At 39.0% G+C, this 18,184-nt stretch carries 19 protein-coding genes; 1 reads left to right on the plus strand and 18 read right to left on the minus strand.

Annotation, left to right across the window (positions count from 1 at the left end):
- Positions 1-51 precede the first annotated feature (51 nt).
- Together BPR_RS11245 and BPR_RS11250 are read right to left on the minus strand one after the other, a co-directional pair.
- On the minus strand, positions 52-1,671 hold the full coding sequence (locus BPR_RS11245) for an efflux RND transporter periplasmic adaptor subunit (RefSeq protein WP_013281609.1): 1,620 nt from the start codon (positions 1,669-1,671) through the stop codon (positions 52-54).
- A 102-nt stretch (positions 1,672-1,773) separates the two neighbouring features.
- Positions 1,774-2,475, minus strand: coding sequence for an ABC transporter ATP-binding protein (locus BPR_RS11250; protein WP_013281610.1), 702 nt, complete (start codon positions 2,473-2,475; stop codon positions 1,774-1,776).
- Positions 2,476-2,879: 404 nt separating this feature from the next.
- Between BPR_RS11250 and BPR_RS11255 the strand changes: the two genes are divergently transcribed.
- Positions 2,880-3,662: a formate/nitrite transporter family protein gene (locus BPR_RS11255; RefSeq protein ID WP_013281611.1), complete on the plus strand. Its 783-nt coding sequence runs from the start codon at positions 2,880-2,882 to the stop codon at positions 3,660-3,662.
- Here BPR_RS11255 and BPR_RS11260 read toward each other — a convergent pair.
- The 16 genes from BPR_RS11260 to BPR_RS19920 all read right to left on the minus strand — a co-directional run bounded on the left by BPR_RS11260 (position 3,652) and on the right by BPR_RS19920 (position 18,179).
- Positions 3,652-4,797, minus strand: a complete 1,146-nt coding sequence (locus BPR_RS11260) for a hypothetical protein (protein WP_013281612.1) — start codon at positions 4,795-4,797, stop codon at positions 3,652-3,654. The genes BPR_RS11255 and BPR_RS11260 overlap by 11 nt on opposite strands.
- Positions 4,798-4,968: 171 nt before the next feature.
- On the minus strand, positions 4,969-5,343 hold the full coding sequence (locus BPR_RS11265; RefSeq protein ID WP_013281613.1) for a YccF domain-containing protein: 375 nt from the start codon (positions 5,341-5,343) through the stop codon (positions 4,969-4,971).
- 547 nt (positions 5,344-5,890) lie between these two features.
- Positions 5,891-6,388: a GNAT family N-acetyltransferase gene (locus BPR_RS11270; RefSeq protein ID WP_013281614.1), complete on the minus strand. Its 498-nt coding sequence runs from the start codon at positions 6,386-6,388 to the stop codon at positions 5,891-5,893.
- Positions 6,389-6,415: 27 nt separating this feature from the next.
- The gene (locus BPR_RS11275; RefSeq protein WP_013281615.1) at positions 6,416-7,120 is read right to left on the minus strand and encodes an HAD family hydrolase; all 705 of its coding nucleotides are present in this window, start codon (positions 7,118-7,120) and stop codon (positions 6,416-6,418) included.
- A gap of 134 nt (positions 7,121-7,254) precedes the next feature.
- Positions 7,255-7,749, minus strand: a complete 495-nt coding sequence (locus tag BPR_RS19915; protein WP_013281616.1) for a hypothetical protein — start codon at positions 7,747-7,749, stop codon at positions 7,255-7,257.
- 28 nt (positions 7,750-7,777) lie between these two features.
- Positions 7,778-9,856: a hypothetical protein gene (locus tag BPR_RS11285; RefSeq protein WP_042256977.1), complete on the minus strand. Its 2,079-nt coding sequence runs from the start codon at positions 9,854-9,856 to the stop codon at positions 7,778-7,780.
- Positions 9,857-10,017: 161 nt separating this feature from the next.
- Entirely contained in the window at positions 10,018-10,821 is an 804-nt protein-coding gene (locus tag BPR_RS11290) for an APH(3') family aminoglycoside O-phosphotransferase (protein WP_013281618.1), read from the minus strand.
- Between the two features lie 78 nt (positions 10,822-10,899).
- The gene (locus BPR_RS11295; RefSeq protein WP_013281619.1) at positions 10,900-11,859 is read right to left on the minus strand and encodes a GNAT family N-acetyltransferase; all 960 of its coding nucleotides are present in this window, start codon (positions 11,857-11,859) and stop codon (positions 10,900-10,902) included.
- Between the two features lie 100 nt (positions 11,860-11,959).
- Positions 11,960-13,156, minus strand: coding sequence for an ATP-binding protein (locus BPR_RS11300; RefSeq protein WP_013281620.1), 1,197 nt, complete (start codon positions 13,154-13,156; stop codon positions 11,960-11,962).
- A 134-nt stretch (positions 13,157-13,290) separates the two neighbouring features.
- Positions 13,291-13,860, minus strand: a complete 570-nt coding sequence (locus BPR_RS11305) for an HD domain-containing protein (protein WP_013281621.1) — start codon at positions 13,858-13,860, stop codon at positions 13,291-13,293.
- Positions 13,861-14,029: 169 nt separating this feature from the next.
- Positions 14,030-14,191, minus strand: coding sequence for a hypothetical protein (locus BPR_RS20750; RefSeq protein WP_154649886.1), 162 nt, complete (start codon positions 14,189-14,191; stop codon positions 14,030-14,032).
- Positions 14,192-14,262: 71 nt separating this feature from the next.
- On the minus strand, positions 14,263-14,541 hold the full coding sequence (locus BPR_RS11315) for a hypothetical protein (protein WP_013281622.1): 279 nt from the start codon (positions 14,539-14,541) through the stop codon (positions 14,263-14,265).
- A gap of 87 nt (positions 14,542-14,628) precedes the next feature.
- Complete coding sequence (locus BPR_RS11320; protein ID WP_013281623.1) at positions 14,629-15,138, minus strand: YcxB family protein; 510 nt, start codon at positions 15,136-15,138, stop codon at positions 14,629-14,631.
- A gap of 206 nt (positions 15,139-15,344) precedes the next feature.
- Entirely contained in the window at positions 15,345-15,995 is a 651-nt protein-coding gene (locus BPR_RS11325) for a CatA-like O-acetyltransferase, family 3 (protein WP_042256984.1), read from the minus strand.
- Between the two features lie 114 nt (positions 15,996-16,109).
- Positions 16,110-16,841, minus strand: a complete 732-nt coding sequence (locus BPR_RS11330; RefSeq protein ID WP_143754296.1) for a hypothetical protein — start codon at positions 16,839-16,841, stop codon at positions 16,110-16,112.
- A 225-nt stretch (positions 16,842-17,066) separates the two neighbouring features.
- Positions 17,067-18,179 carry a helix-turn-helix domain-containing protein gene (locus tag BPR_RS19920; RefSeq protein WP_013281626.1) on the minus strand — a complete coding sequence of 371 codons (1,113 nt, stop codon included), beginning with the start codon at positions 18,177-18,179 and terminating at the stop codon, positions 17,067-17,069.
- Between the last annotated feature and the right edge of the window lie 5 nt (positions 18,180-18,184).

Here is an 18,184-nt window from a genome sequence, read left to right on the forward strand (position 1 = left end):
GATGCCAAAATTCCCTGTCATCACTAATGTTATTAACATTTCTATAAAAACTCAGCCTTCCATCTCTACAACTGCCATTCCATCTGAAAGGTTTTCGTAATTACCTGTAACAATCTTATCGCCGGCGTTTAAACCATCGACAATCTGTGCTTCTGTACTGGACGCAATTCCAATAGTAACGTTCTTTCTCACAACAATTCCGTTTTCTACAACATAAACATAATCGCCCTCGGAATCTGTCTGAACATATTCATAAGGAAGCACAAGAGTATTTTCTGCCTTCTGAGCATGAATCTTATTGTTTGCTTCAACTCCAAGGATAATATCTGAATCAGGGTTTGTAACTTTGATCGTTGTATCTACAACAGCAACACCATTGTTATTCTTGGTAGCTGTTCCTGAAATCTTTGAAATCTCACCTGTGTAAGGTTTGCTGTTGATAGTAATATCTACCTGCTGTCCGATAGCTATCTTGGGAAGATCGCTCTTGGAAATCTGAACAGATACTTCCACATCATCAAGATTTGCAAGTGTCACCGTCTGTGCTCCCGCAGCAACAGTCGCACCCTCTACTACTGAAACAGCTGTTACTACGCCGTTAAAATCGGATTTAACACCCTCTTTTGCCGCATCAATCTTGGAAATAGCATCTTCCTGAGTAAGTGTTGTGGAATCAAGCTGTGCCTTGGCAGAAGTTGCTGTTCCGGGATTTACCTGGGCAGCCTTTCCAGTCTGGAGATGAGACTGTTCCTCCTGAAGTGCTGTAATCTGTCTCTTCCATCCCTGAATTTCAGGATCATTTGAAAGAGCATACTGAACATCAAGCATAGACTGGGATACTGCAAGAGACATCTGCCTGTCTGATTCTGAAGGGTTATTATAGGCTCCATCAGTTTTGTTTCCTGACTCAGTTCTATAGATATATTCAGTATTACCATTCTCAAAAAGGTTCTCACTTGAATCTGCAATACCATTCTGGTTGATATCTGCCTGAACCTTCTGAAGGTCAGTAAGTGTCTGATTCATACGGCTTGTTTTTTCTGTGATCTTATTATTAAGAGCATCGATTTCTGCTGTAATAGCATCAAGCCTGTCATTGATCTGCTGAGGAGTAAGTCCCTCCGCATATTTTCTGTCAGCCGCTGCTGTTCCTGACCAGTATGAGTTATAGCTTCCCTTGGCCTGCTTGATCGCAAGTTCTGCTGTCTGCTTGGACAAATCAAGTGCTGCCTCATCGTAGGTATAAAGAGTATCACCAGCAGCTACTTTATCTCCGACCTTAACATTGATTTCAGATAAAGGAGCTGTCACATCAGAAAAGTATGTCTTGGACTCTGCGCTCTGTACGGTTCCAGATATGGACAATATGTTTTCAATCGTTCCAAGGCTAGCCTCTTTGGTTTCTACCATAACTACTGCCTTCTTGGCAGAATTAATGCTGTTAAAAACAATAAATGCAACAAGGAGCAGTGCTACACCTATAACCACATATCTTTTCTTGAATTTTCTCTTTGGTTTAGCAGCAACTTCGTGCTGCTCATACTCTTCGTAAACTAATGTATTTTCATCCTTCTGAGCCTCTGGCTTGTTATCTTCTGTATTTTTAACTGTAACATCAGAAGCTGTTGTTTCTTCTTTTACCTTTGTTTCCAATTCCTTATCCTGTGCCATACTATCCTCCGCTATTCTAAAGCAATTATTCCTAACTATTATCTAATCTGATTCCGACTATTCTAAAGCAAGTAATCCTACCAATAACTAATCTGACTATGATTACTCCTCAACATAATCCGGATTAATTATGTCACTCACAATTCGTCCGTCCGAGATTGTGATGATCCTCCTCGCCTGCTTGGCAATTCCCGGATCGTGGGTGATTATGATCACTGTACGACCCTCAGCATATAATTTCTTGATTATACTGATGATTTCTCTGCTGGAGCCCGAATCAAGGTTACCTGTTGGCTCATCTGCAAGAAGTATTGGCGGTGCCTGGGCTATCGCTCTTGCTATGGCAACTCTTTGCTGCTGACCTCCCGACATCTCGTTTGGTTTATGAGTCATTCTCTGTCCGAGACCAACCTTTGAAAGAGCATTCATTGACAGAAGCTCTCTTTCTTTTTTGCCAACACCTCTATAAATAAGAGGAAGTTCAACATTTTCCAGTGCTGTCAGGGATGGTATCAGATTGAATCCCTGGAATATAAATCCGATTTCCCTGTTACGGACATCAGACTGTTCATCATCTGTCATGTGGGATACATCCTGTCCATGCAAAAAATATTTGCCACTGGTGGGAGTATCAAGACAGCCCAACATATTCATAAGCGTGGATTTTCCTGAGCCTGACTGGCCGATTATTGCTACGAATTCCCCTTCTCCTATTATAAGGCTCACATGATCAAGAGCCCTGACTTCGTTTTCCCCGGGATTGTATACTTTACATACATCCTTAACCTCTACAAGTTTTTTCATATTGCTCCTCTAAAGCCTTTCTCCGAGATTGCAAATGAATTTGGTTTCCATTGTGCAAAATCAAACTACTTTTTCTAGATTATGACATTATCAAGCTTTTGTAAATAAAAACAGAATAAAATTAAACGTTTTCGTTCTTATTATCCCTTATTTTCATGAAGAAAACTTGCCAACTTTATTAATTTTTTATAAAATCAATCCTTGCGGCCAAATATTTAGCATGGTTTTTAAAAGAATTGGAAATTGCAGTTGATTCTCACTACATGTTGTGTTTTCTCAAACATTAATGTACTATATAGTGTGTAGTGTCTTAAATTATAAACAATAATTCCGCCTTAGTTGCGAATCATGTAAGAATTAATTCAGCAGTTGCCGTAGATTTATCTTTTGGAGGAGTTTTTAATATGAAATCACCCGCAGAAATTGCAGTCAAATACGAATCGATAGGAAAAGGCAAGACAGAGCTCTCCGCTCTTAAAACATTCCTGCTCGGAATCCTGGCAGGAGCTTACATCGCCCTTGGTGGCCTTGGAAGCCAGATAGCAAGCTGTACAGCAGCTGATCCGTCAAGCGCCCGTCTTATCAGCAGCGTAGTATTCCCAATAGGTCTTTTCATGGTCCTTGTCGGAGGCGCTGAACTCTTTACAGGAAACTGCCTTATCTTTATCCCCGTTTTATCAGGAAAGGCCAAGTTTACCGGAATGCTCAGAAACTGGGTTCTGGTTTACCTCGGAAACATGGTTGGTGGCTTTTTGATAGCTCTTTTAGCTGCAACCTCACACATTTACTCATTTGCAAATAATGCCCTGGCAGAAGGCGTTATAAATACCGCGATTACCAAGGCAAATATATCTTTTAGTGATGGACTCCTTAGAGGAATCCTGTGTAATGTACTTGTATGTCTTGCTGTATGGTGCTCATTTTCAGCAGACGAAGTTGCAGGTAAAGTCCTGGCTCTGTGGCTTCCTGTAATGCTCTTTATCATCTGCGGCTTCGAGCACTGTGTTGCCAACATGTACTTCATTCCTGCAGGAATGCTCACATCTGCAATCTATGGATTGCCTGCAGAAGGGCTTAGCCTGTTTGGATTCTTTGTAACAAATCTTATTCCTGTAACAATAGGAAATATCATTGGTGGATCAATTTGTGTCGGTGCCATGTACTATGCAATATACCTTAAGAAATGACATTATAGTTAAATTCTCTGGCAAGGCCCATAAGACCGGCTATCCAAAGCGCATCAGCTTGCTGTTGCGCTTTTTCCATGTCTAAATCTATGCGCTCTCTGACTATGGGAGACGGAAATTCCTTAAGTACAGCAAGAGCTCTTTGATAATCAGGTTTAGAAATATCTTTCATACAGTCAAACAGAAAGTCCATTCCTACTTTTGACTCAGGAAATTCATACCTTGAAATAAGTCTTACTGAGTTATAAGTAGCATTCTCATTATCTTCCCTATACTGCATGAAATCAGATAGTTCCCAGCCAAGGGACTTATTTAAATCTATAGCTCTCTTCAGAATATCAATCTCACAGTCCAAAAGAATTTCATTATAAAACATCGCTTTGGTTTTACTTAACTTGGCTTTTGAGCCTTTACCCGGCTTTCCAACACACTTTTCAAAAGTAGTTCTGGCCTTAGCATTTCTATGAGAATTCTCGTAATAGGAATTGTTCTCTTTTGCACGAATCTCCTTGTCAAAAGAAAGCCTAAGGTCATTCCAGTCAGCCTTGGCAATTGCAGAGCCTTTTTCGCCGATTACCCTTCCAAGTGCTTCTTTATATTTGTGGTCTTCCCACCTGTAAAAAGAATCTACCCCGCCGATTGTTTTAAAATCCTTACCAAACATTTCACGAAGCCCAACAAAAGTATTCTCATCTGTAACATTTTTAACCACTGCTCTGCCACCATCAATCATGGTGAACTGCAGGTCATTGTTTTTCTTGGTGACCTCTGCCACAAGCTTGGTTGGAAAGTTCTTGTATCCAATACAAAACCACCTTGTGCCTATCAGCAAATCTTCGCATACTGTACCATCCTTGGTGACGTAATAATCAAAGGTCTCATCTTTTAGCAGCTTAATGGTTCTGATAAGTCCGAACCTATACGCCCAGTGCGGGACATACTGGCAACTCTGGACTCCAAAGAAGAATAACCCCATGAATCCTGCTATATAAAGTACAAAGCCTGCCTCTGAAATAAAGCCTCCAATCCTGACAAGCACCTTAAACGCTCCTGGAAATAAGAGAATACTAAATATAAAGGCAATCTTGAGAAAGAGATCACCGGTTCTAACTGAACATCTAAAAACACGTAACATATAGAACTATTCAAATATCCTTTCATATAGACAAATCTTTGTAATGCATATATGACACTATATCATCTTTTGTCATTTAATGAAAAAAACTGGACCAGATGTCATTTAATCTGATCCAGCTTAGTGAAACTTGCTCATATTATTTGTGATAGTTAATTTCCAGTACTATTCTTATGCAAAATGAACTCTTCTTACAGTTGTTCCAAAAGGCATGAGTGATACTTTTGCTATCTTAAAGAACTGTTTTCCAAAAGGAATTCCTACGATAGTGATGCAAAGAAGACATCCAAGGATAAAGTTGATTAGTGCAAGCTCAATGCCACTTACAAAGAACCAGATCACATTCAGGACAAAGGAAACGCATCCGCCATCGGACTCTGCTTCTTTTCCAAAAGGATTAAGTGAAATAGAAGCAAGCTTAAAGCACTGGAATCCCACTGGAATTCCCACAATTGTTATACACCAGAAGCATCCTGCAATTATCCATGAAAACCAACTGATAAAGCCACCACAAATTATCCAAAGTATATTTCCTAAAATTCTCATTTTTTAAATCTCCTTTGTTTTTTGTTTGATGCTTATATATACGAAACTGGTTTGTTGTGTGGCAAAACTATTTTGTAAAATTATGTTCGGAGATTATGTTCGAATAAACGGCTATCTCATTTATTCTGCTACCATTCTCAAAATTGTAATATAGGCATTACAATTTTGAGGTTCTTCTCTGCTACTTTTTGTATTTTTTCTAAAAGTGGCAGTTTATTGAAAGTGTCCTTTTCTGCCGCTATTCTGTTTTCACCAATAGTGGCAGTTCATTTGAAGTCCGTTCTACTGCTACTATTTAGGTTTTCTAAAAAGTAGCAGTGCGATCACTTAGAAATCAACTGCTACTTTCCTCAAATTCTTGAATGTGGCAGATTCACAAACTAATAATCAACTGCTACTTTTTCATCAATTTCAAATAGTGGCAGTATCTCTGCTCAAAATAGCACTGCCTCTATAGGCAAATCCTAGATAGTGGCAGTTTTTTACTACTCCAACAATCCCCTATATACTTCGCCGATTATCCTGAAATTGAATAACGCGCTCTGTATTACAGCTTCATTACTGCGACGATTTCATCGCCGTCCATTTCGCCATTTTCCATAAAGCCTAATGAACGGTATAACTCTCTTGCCACATTGTTCTCCGGCTCGTAAGAAAGGGAGCAATACTCAGCTTTTCCGCAGGGCCAAGTTCTGATAAAGTCAAGAGCTAGTTTTATCGCTTCTCTACCATAACCGCGTTTCTGATATCGCTTGTCAATCATCAAACGCCAGATTGAGTAGTTGTTAACAAGTGACTTTGGGGCTTCAACGTCATCCCAATTTTCATACATCGCAGCCTCGTTAAAACCGATCATCAGGAACCCAACTGGTCTTTTGTCATTATAAATGGCAAATGGAAATGCAGCTGTGGCCGAATCCCGAACGCCGTATGCTTGGACGATACTTACCCAGTTTGCCGCAACAAAGCTTTTCTGAGATTTGAATACCTTCAGATCTACAATATCCCATATGTTAGCTGAATCGATTTTTTCCAAATGTATCATATCTTTTTCCTCACACAAATAGCGATTTTATGTAGCAAAGCAGATGTTAACAATACCCGTTACATCCCTTACCTGATATGTAGCAAAACCATATATGTCAGATGCATTTTGTCGATTGATCCATGCTGCCTTGAGTCCCGCATTGTGAGCTCCGGTGATATCAGTTTCATAAGTGTCTCCAACAAACAAAATCTCATCTCTTGTGCTTTCTGGATACTTATTAAGAATTTCACCTACAGCAGACTCAAAATAATCTGTACATGGCTTGACCCGGCCAAAGTCAGCACTGGACCAGACTTTGTCGAAATATTTGCCGATGCCATGACAATTGAGCATTATCTGAAGTGCACCGGCCCTGAAACCACTATTTGACAATACATACATTGGTATTTGTTTGTTAGAAAAATCATCGAGCATATCAGCAAGGCCGTCATAAACTCTCACTGTATTACATCTACTTAGAAATAAAGCTTCATCTTCAATGCTCATGGAAACAACATCACCGCCATACTTTTTTGCATACATCGGCAACTCGTCTTTTACAAAAGGAAACTCAAAACCTTGTTTATGAAGAGCCTGCATATGTGCGAACAATTCTTCGCCATAAGCCTTGATTTCATCAAAAGAACACTTATCCTTATAGTGCTCTTCCCAAAGGGGTTTTAACCCACGATTAAAGTCTAGCGAAAGATCTTCTACAAGTGTCTCAAAAAGATCAAATATCAGTATCATTAATCCTCCCCAAACAAACCTAATAGTCGATTATCACATCTCTATAAACAATTCACGAATTCTCTGTTCATCCTCCGGAATTGCGATTCTGATACTGTACCCCATTTTCTCTCCTACGATTACAAGTATTCACACTATTCCCTAGTCAGTACAACATGACCTTTCGCTTTTTGCCCCGTGACAGTAAGTGTGTATTTTCCCGAAGACTCTACACCAACCTTGAAATCTGCGGATTCAAGCTTGTTGCCGCGATAAATAGGCGTTTCGTTTTCTTTCTGAATGCTCAAAGAAATATTGCCTGACTGGGCCTCAATATGCACATCAATACTCTCGCCTTCTTTCATCTCCAACTCGTGAGTATAAGATGTATTCAGCATATTAAATTCAATATCGAAATGATTCTCATCACCGGTCTTGCTTCCGTCAAAGGTAGCATCACTACCGCATGAACACAAAAATACCACAACAAGCAATGCAGCCAAAAAAACAGATACTCTCCCTCTTATACTATTCCCCATTTTCATCACTTTATTCCTCCTTCTACTCACTCCCTCTTGAGAGTTTCGTTTATCAGCCTCATCAAAATCACTTTCAATAATTTCACTCATATCTTTATCTTCAATACTCATAAGTCACCTTCCATTAGATCTTGTTTCATCAGTGAATCACCGCTGTCTTAGCTATTTTATGCCAGTCAGGGCATATCCTCTTGCTTTCTTCTATATAGTCAGCTTGCCATGCCTCAAATTCAGCATTATCCATCCAAATAACCTGACCATCGATGCTGATATCATAGACTTTTCCATCCTTGTCCTTATCTTCTTCATAGGGAAAATCTTTGTTTAGTTCATTATCAAGTTCTCCTGTTTTGTAATCATGAAGGAGCTGATGTGAATTTACAGATGCGATAAAATCATAGCTATTCGTTTCGCTGTTATATTTGTACAAGTCATAAGGCCAAAAATTATCCTCATACACCCCGCCATGAGAATACGCACATTTTACTATTCCGCCTTCAAAGAATTCTGTAGAAAATGTTTCAAACATTTTTTCAAACTCTTTCTTTTCTTCATTATATGAGAAAACCCATTGAGAGATAGTAGACGTATATCCTCCATTGATTGTAATAAGAAGCTCATCTTTTCCATCGCCAGTAACATCACAAACAGCAACTGAATCAGGATAAGATATGTCCTTCTCCCATGCATAATCTTGTTCTTCTCGTCCGTAACAGTACTGACCATTTGGCATATACCCAGTAGACTCAAGTGTTTTCATAGCTTGAATAAAAAGATTGTTGACGTCTTCATCTTCAGAGAGCACCGGAAGATAGTATTCAATATCTCTGCCAAGCTCAATATGCTTATTCCATCGCTGATGGTCATCATCAAATTCCGAAGTGATTTCCAGCCCTTCAAAAGGAAGATAATTATCAGAAACAAGTTTACTTGAGTATGGTATCGTTATCCAAACTGAATTTCTATCTACATCATAAGGATTGAGAATAACAGTCACACCAATACTATCCAAATACCATATAAAACCTCTGGAGTACTTATCTTCGACTATACCATCATAATCATAACCGATGTATTCATCTATTTTGCTTAAGGTTGGATAAAAGCTATAATTATACTCCTTTTCCATGAGCAAAAGCTCTCTAACAAGATAATATCTTAATGCCTCTTTGTCCGGTATCACATCAGAAATCTTGATATTTTCTCCAGTATAGACACTATAGTTGTAAGTTTCATAATATGCAGAAACACTCAACTGCCCCCTATAATCATCCTCAGCTGAAAGGATACTTACATACTCAGGATCTACTCTCTGTAAATAATCTGTCCTTTCATGAACAGTCCTCTCAGGATATCCAACAACGCCTATTTCATCAGCATGCTCTATTTGCCATGTTCCATCAGTAATTTCCTGTATTTCCTTTTTGAAACCATCTTCATCTTCTTTGATATAAGCTCTTTTTTCATCCGCTACTTGTGCGATTTCTTCAGCTAGTGCCTGAAACTGTTCTTCACTTTTATCTGACAAATATGCGAGAGAAAGATCTTTTTCAAAAGACATTTCTTCTCCATCAACACCACTTCCCGTAATGGTATCCTTATCCTCATATCTAATAAATTCAGGAATACTTACCGGCTCCTTTTTTGCAGCTTGAATCGCTTTAGTTCTTTCGCTACTTATATCTACATTGCTTACTTTTACCAGTGAATAACCAGAATCCATGTTAAATTCGCTTGGACTATTAGCAGATAACACAAAATCATCGACAGTTATATGCATGACTATTTCAGATTTAGAAACAATCATTTTCCCAGTATTGCCCCATTCATCCTCAAAAAAGAACCTAGCTCGATTTTCATCAACAGCAATATCATCAAATTGTATTTCTGCCGTTTTTTGAGAACCCAAATCAACATTTACTAACTTCCCGGAAAGATGCTTATCACTAAATTCCTTGCAGTAAAATACCATTCCACCGTAATCATAGATTGTTTCTTCACTGACTCCGAATGTAGTCCAAAGGCTTTCGTATGCATCTATAGAATCTGTATCATCAATAACTTCCTCGCTTGAACTATCAGGAGCAGCTTCTTTATCTGATATTTCGTCCGTAGTAGCCCCCGCTTCTTCTGTTTCATTTATATTTGAATTGGAAAAAGAGCATGCAGACATAATAAGCATGCCAATAAGAATTGTCCCAACTAATTTCTTTCTCATATAAGCCACTGTTCAGATTCCATTTTCCCAAGTAGAATCTGAATTCTCCTTTTTCCAGTTCTTTCTAAACAGTTTCTTCTAAAGTTCACTGTCTGCATCATCTTCGGATATAATCTATCATCGTGCTATCTCCTTATTCCGGAATAACTTACCACTTCCACCTAGAAGAGTTCATCAAGAAGAATATAGTAATCTATCTTCTCACGGTCCGGCTCTATCCCAAGTTCCTCGAAAAAGCTGTCAGGTTCAAGGCCTGGATATATCTTGCCATATGTCCCATCAAAATTATGGCGAAGGCTTCTGTATAATATTGCTATATCTTCCCACTTATCTGCGATACCGCAGTTACCCATATCGATAAAACCGCTTATATTACCCTTCTCAATAAGGATATTGGGAAGACAAAGATCTCCGTGAGATAACACGGGTTCATAGGGAGGTCTGTTCTCCTGAAGCCAGGAAAGCAACTCTTCGGGATCCCTGAACCTGCCGTTCTCTCCGAAGGTATCAGGCTCAGCGTCACTTATATCCACAAGACCATTCTTTACCCTGTATGCAGCCTTCTTAAGTTCTCTGTCCACATTCTTTACGACAGGGCAATCTGTTATATCTATACTCTGAAGCATCTTTATCGACTTCGAAAGAAGCGGAACAAGTTCCTTCGGACGTTCCAGATAATACTTGTCACAGGCAACCTTTCCTCTTACTTTGGTCATAAGAAGATAACTATAAGAATCATCTTCTTCGAATACTATTACCTGAGGTGCAGGGATCTTGCCTTCAAGCCAGCGCATCATTTCGACTGCATCTTTATCATCACAAGGCTTATCAGTGATCTTCAGCACCATATCCTCGAAGATAAGTACCTTCGATCCTGACTTACCCATATCGTCTATCGTGTATTCTCTACCTTCAATATACTTTCTAATTGCTTCAGGAAGACTCTGTATCTGGCTGTCCATCATATAAATACCCCATGGTAAAACTGGAACATAATCAAATCAACAAATCTAGATTTGTCCAGAAATAACACTCTTATGAGATTATATCAGAGAAGCTCTCTGCATAATCCGCTCATCTATCCTGCGCACAACGCCGTTGGTATAGGCATGAAAAAACTTGAGCCAAAACCCGCTGCCCGACGGATTGATGCTTTCAAAATCCACGCCAAGTCTGGTATATCCCTCAGTTTTCAAGGTATTGATAACATAATTCAACAGGTTTTTGTATACCCCCCTGCCCCTGTGTTCCGGCATACAATATGCCCCCATGATATGACGATAAAGATTCCCTGATGCAATGAAGGTTTCACCCTGATCTGACACTTCCAAATAAGCGCATAATTCTCCGCCTATCTTCGCTGCAAAGTAACGTTCCTTATTCCTTTCCGAAAAATCCAAAAACTCTTCCAGTGTGTCTGGTTTTCGGTTCATAAAAAAGGGGCTGGAGCAGTAATGCTCGTTCAGTGCCAAATGCAACGGATAAACATATGCGTAATCTTCCTTGGGCAATTCCAAAAACTCATATCCGCCGCATACAACGCAATCAATTGTTTCCATCGGACGAATGGCATCTACGCACCTCATGCCAAATCCATACTGAAAGAGCTGCCGTTTTGCTTCCTCATCATGTTCATATAAACAAATTGCATGTGACACCGCTCCGGCTTTTACCCACTTTTTTGCAACCGCCTGATACAATGCAGCATAAATCCTGCCGTGATTTTCCATAACCGCGCCATTCGCACCCATGGGCGAAAAAACGCCTCTCACATCAGTGGAACGAAAAACATTCTCAAATGGTTCCACGCTGCAAAGAAATCCGACCATTTTTCCGCCTTCAAATGCTGCGACGCCGAAGCCATTTCCGGATAATTGTTTCAGTATTGGAATGCTTGATACCTCCGGAAGCTCCTGTGTAAATGCTCTCTCATAATTATATACGTCAAGGGCAATTTCCGCTGCTTCCTCTGTATGTCTCGGTTCAAAATCTCGAATTATCATTTTTTCCCTTTCTGCAAATCTCGATTCTTGTCATTGTCTATAATACTGAAATATAATCGGCAATCAGCAATTTGATTTATTTCGCAAATTTGAACTTTTATTATTTTTGCGAATCAGAAAGCCACCTGGCGATATCGACAATCCTTATTCCTTCATGCTGGCTTTCATCATGTTTTGTCCTGGCTATCAGCAACTTCGGATAAGCATCCTTAATCCCTAAAAGCGATGAAACTTCTCGCTTAAAAGTATCCTCTCTGGATATATCATCAGATACCTGAATGTAGACCTTTTCGCCTTCTTTGATTGCGACAAAATCCACTTCTTTTTCATATAACTTTCCCACGTATACTTCGTATCCGCGTCTGAGAAGTTCTATTGCAACAATGTTTTCGTAGAGATGCCCATAATCCGCATTTTTTGTTCCTATCTCAGAAAAGCGGAAAGCCAAATCGGACAGGTAGTACTTCTTATCTGATTCCAGATATCTTTTCCCCTTTATGTCATAACGCTGGATTGGATAAAAAAGGAATGACCGGCAGAAGTAATTTATATATGCGCCTACGGTCTTGTCATTAGTTTTATATGTTCCAGAAGTTAGTTTGGATGCCACATTTCTTATCGAAGTCTGGTTACCAACGTTATCCATAAGATAGTTCCCAATCATTATCAAAAGATCTTCGTTTTCTATCTTGAATTTTCTAACGATATCCTTTGTAATAGTGGTCCTATAGATACCATTAACATATTGTCTGGCATCTTCCTCCGTTTTATAAAGATATGAACCAGCCATTCCACCTTTCTTTACATAAGAATCAAAGGCTTCATCTATATCATTTGATGGATAATACATAAGATACTCTTTAAATGAAAATGGATATAAGCTTATCTCATAAACTCTTCCACCAAACAACGTAGCCAAATCACTTGATAAAAGGAATGCATTTGACCCGGTAAGGTAAATATCATAGATTTCTTCTTCGTAAATGCTATTGATCACACGTTCAAAACCTTCACATAGCTGTATTTCATCAACGAAAAGATAATTCGTTTTGTCGTTTGCATACTGTTGCTCTATGTAGTCATAAAGCTTGTCCGCATCCAACAATTTCTCAAACTTCTTTAAGTTCAGCTTGATCCGGACGATATTAGCCTTATCATCAGCAGCTATCAAATCTATGAAAGCATCCATCAATTTAGATTTACCGCTTCTTCTTACCCCGGTTATTACTTTTATGTCCGGAACATCCTTTACCGATAAAAGTTTATTTAGATAATAGTCTCTTTTTATAAGTTTCATCGTAATTTCACCGCCTTTATTTAATTGTATTTCATTTCGCAATTTTAATCAATTTTAAAATTTGCGAAATGAAAAAGCTTCCGAATCACAAACTATTAGTTTGAATTCGGAAGCTTCTATATTCAGTAATATACTCACCCGTGACCTTCTTTTTCAATCTTGTCTAAGGTGTCTTCAAGAATCGCCTTTCTAAGGTCAGTAAGCCATTCTGAAAAAGATACTGTATCAAATGCATAGGTTTTATTGAGTTCATACTCATTTTCAGACCATGTATCAATTGGAGACTCGTTATGTTGAATCAAGGCCTCCAGCTTATCCAATGATTTGTATAACTTAGCCTCCTTAGTTTCTTGGGCATCCATCTCTTTATAAAGATTAGCTATTTCCCCGGATAGTTCCTCTGGAAGAGTTTTAACCCACCGGTTCAAAAGAGAATCCTCAACCTCTCTATCGGAATCGGTCTTTATAAATGTCGGAATATCGCCCGTAAAGCACTCACCAAGATCATGAATGAGACACATATCTACAACTTTATTGATATCCACATCTTCAAACTCATGTTTAAGAAGAAATGCCATGAGCGAAATCCGCCAGCTGTGCTCTGCCACACTCTCCGTTCTTCTTTTCGTTGTAGTGCAATGACGAGGCGTATCTTTAAGCCTCTCAGCAACATGTAAAATCTCTAAGTACTCCCTTGCGTTCATATCTGCTCCTCCTCTGTTTTGATAAACAGTAAAACTGGAAGATAAATCCTAATCATTTATCATCATGTATCTGTTGCCGTCATCTCGATATACTTTATAGCCCAATCTTTCATATAGCTGAAATGCTTTAGTATTAGATTTTTCAACATGAAAGAGAATGTGCAGTATATCAATTTGTCCAATATCGATTCAAACAGCCGGATTCGTAGCCCTCCACCTCTTCTGTATGATAAATTGTCTGAAGCATCTCTATAAACAATTCACGAATTCTCTGTTCATCCTCCGGAATTGCGATTCTGATACTGTACCCCATTTTCATCACTTTATTCATCCTTCTACTCACTCCCTCTTGAGAGTTTCGTTTCATCTGATGGTAAATGCTTACTCCGCCCATACATATGGTCACTGTATCGAACATATCCTCATCTTCTTGTTTATCGTCAGGACTCCCCACGCCTTCCTGTTTGCAGGAGATGCCGGTGGAATGAATATCCCCTCACTTATGACTCTGCTCTCTACCCTGCCAAGGTTCGTTATACAATGACCATCACGCTTTTCATAGCCGAACATCTTGCTGCCGACAAATCTTCCGGCCTTGCTCTCAAAACCTCCAAGAGTCGATATTGCTATGGCATCAAGAAGTTCCGGATCCATATTGAAATAACACGAGAGAACAAGCATTTCCTTATCAGGCTTTCCGTATATAAGTATTTCCTGTCTGACATTAGCTTATCTTTCTTTTTATTCTATTAGTTCGCAGATACAGTCTTAAAGCATTTTTTTCTTATTGCAGTTTATCTCAGTCTTTTTATTCTCCAGGAAAGCTATCAGCTCAGACGAGCAGTTTTCTTTTGGAACTATCATCATCTGTCTCGCTGAAGGCTTAAGGAAAAAGAAGTTTTTGTCCTCGACAATCCTGTAGATAGCGCTGTAATTTGATCTGGCGCTAACCTTTGGAGATGTCCACTCGAAATCTTCTTCATTGAAGGTGTAGTGCACATTTAAATTTCCCAGGGCTTTATTGGTCTTTACCTGTCTGCGAACACTGAAATCAATTACAAAAGCATAGACAACTATTAGAAAAATTGGAGCACTTGCACCTGCGAAAATATCGCTGGCATTATTCTTCATTATGCCGGATATGATTAATTTGCCCGGCATAGCTATGTAAATAAGGAGAAATAACCACCAGTATTCCTTTAGCATAGTAATCAGCCTAGCTCTTGTCGCCTTCTTTAACCCCTTATAATCACAAAAAAAATCTGCTTCATATGGCATTTATGTTTTTCCTCCAAACAATACTTTTTTCTTATGCTATTGCACAAGATCACAGAGAATTATATATCTTACCAGCACGGATATCCAGCCAGTTAAGCTGGAATTTAAGGATGTAAAACAAATACTTGATTGGGATACCCAAACTAATACCCCCATCGTAAATAAAAACTGGAAGATAATCAAATCAGCAAACCTGAATTTAGCGATTAGAGCTTCATGAAAGACTTGATTTCTTGTTCCAAGAGACGAAATACGTTTGCAACCAGATAGCCATCAGCGATTGCATGATTTAGACGAACGGTCACAGGCATGACAAGCCTACCGTTTTCTTCTCTGTATTTTCCCCAGTTAATGATCGGCGCAAAATATAGATTTCCATCGGGAAGTTCAAGATGAAGTGAATCATAGGAAAGCCAAGATATAAACGACGCATCAAACCAGTTGGGATGGTTCACTATATCCAGACCATATTCCCTTGTCTTCTTTGCCTCTTCAACATCCAGCAATGCGGCAGCGTAGAACTTTTCATAGTCCTCATCGTATTTCGTATAAACAGGCGTACAGGTTTCCGTATCTTCATGGAAAACATACTGTGTTGGATTGATCACGTCATAGCAGATCAGCTCATCTGTCTGCCAAAGGTATCCCATTCTGTAGTCTTCACGTGAATTCATAACCTTTGAAAGAATATACAGGAAATTGACATAAAACTTCGTTCCTGTGTTCTTTGAATGTGTGACGAGCTCTGTTACGTCTATTCTCGACGTTATCGAGGTTGAGCACTTGCAATCTTCCGTAAAGTGGCGAAATACGCCTTTACGATAATATGTCTCTTTGTCAATTACTTTATAATTCATTTTCTTCACCCTTACAAATTCCTATTTGTCATCGTCTATACTAGTACCAGATTCTATCCGACAATCTTTTCAGCATCTTCACACCAATTCTCTTTCTTGATTTCGATTTCCATATTATTTCTCTAATAGAGCAGCCCAGTAGCCATCAATTGCTGCTTTGTTATCGTATGAACTGAGTGCCATAAGCAAAAAGAATAATTTACTCACTTCCTCAAACGACGGCATCTCACAATATGTCTCATATCCCGCCTTGAATTCATCCCAGTCCTCAATCTGGTAATGAAGAAAGCTAAGCTCCCATTCTACAGGTCCAATCACATACGCATCTAAATCAACACACGCTACAATATTCTCATCGCAAAACAAGAACTGATCCGCGCAGATGTCGACCATAATTAGAGAATTCCCACTGTTTGAAAGCTTTTTATCCTTTATCTGCTCGTAACATCCCCTGACCTTTTTATCTGCATCATCATCCCCGCTCCAATGCTCGCTAATACAATCTTCAATATATCTTCTGGCATTCTCAAAAAATAGATCTCCTTTTGAAACGCCCAAAAGTCCGGAATAATCGTACTTTGTCCTGTGATTATATCCAATAAACTGCCCCAGAGTATAAGCGTTTTTCTTTCCCTTTGGAAAAAAATCATTATCCCATGCTGTTCCTTCAACAAACTCAAAAACGCTTGCATCTTCATTGGCTGCTACAAACGGAGCCACTTTTATATGAGGGTTATCCTTCAAAGTATTGTAGATATTATGAAGACTTGAATTCTGCTCCTTTACCGAATAACCAAACACCTTTCTCATCATTGTCCAGAACGGTGAAAAATCATCTCTTGTCATTAAGGGAGTCTTTAAAATATATCTTTTTCCCTCGTATGTAAAAAAACGAATTTCATTGGATGAGACTCCTCCCATCTCAAAAGAGGATTTATTCCTCTGAGCATATTCCAAAATCGTGTTCATTCCTTATTTAATGAGTCCTCCGTAGAAAAATAATTCGTATATAATACTTCGGCAAAAAGAAGGCTAATTTCGGTGCATGATCTTTAATTCTTCATAATCAGTCTATTTTACGCTATTCCAGTATTCAAGCGCTGTTTCCATCTTTTTTATAACCTTAGGAGGCAGCACCTTTGGTCCTATATTAAACAGATTGTCAATTCCGGCAACAGCGCCAACACCAAACTCATCATAAATAGATGTATGGTAGTCCTTACTTCCATGCCAAAATTTAATCTTTCCTGAAAAATCATTTGAAGGCTTTTTGTCGTATTTCCTGGCTATTTCAAAGGCTGAGTCGATGCACATTTCCATGTCATCATATTTTTTAAGGCACGAAAGAACCAAAGCTTTAAATATCAATCCCATAATCTTCATTTTGGAAAGATAGCTGTTCTCACTTTTATCCAGGCTGGTTGCATCTACTATAGTCATGTACCAGTCCATGAGCTCACTGGCCTCTTTGTATGACTTTATGTCATCCATAGAAACAAGGATCATATACATTTCTGTAGCATACTGCAAAACCTTAACGAGAATAGACACCAAAACTCTTGTATAGACTTCCATTGCCTCGTTTGGTTTGCCAGCCATTCTTAAATTATTGGCTATACTGATGTCTGCTATTCCTTGATAATTAATCTTTTTAAACTCTTCGAGAGATTTCTCTGGGTTATCACGACCTTTCAAGGTTGCAATGCGAAATTTGATGCTAAAGGTGTCCTGATCCGGAGTATCACTCTGTGAAGCATAGCGAAGAGCCGATTCAAAAAGCTCTATTGCTTTGTCCCTGTAATTCTTTAGGTCTTTTACCGATGAAACAATACTGTATGTATCCGCGCAGCTTATGAGGATCTTAAAATTACCGGGATATCTTGCAAGTGCTTTCTCAGCCTCGGCTATAGCCTCGTCATATTTATCCTCATGTAAAAGAGCATCCAGCCTGTCGGAAATGTCTTTGATGTTCTTGGAAGACATACTATATCCCAGCAGTACGTCGACAGATATGCTAAAAAAGTCTGCAAGCTGCATAAGCGTTAGAATATCCGGGACATTGGCGCCGCTTTCCCATTTTGATACAGCTCCAACAGTAACTCCAAAGGCTTCTGCCAGTTCTTCCTGGGTCAGATTCATGCTCTTTCGGTACTTCTTTATGTTTTCATTAAGCTTTATCTGCATTGCAA

This window comes from Butyrivibrio proteoclasticus B316 (assembly GCF_000145035.1).
Taxonomy (GTDB): Bacteria; Bacillota; Clostridia; order Lachnospirales; family Lachnospiraceae; genus Butyrivibrio; species Butyrivibrio proteoclasticus.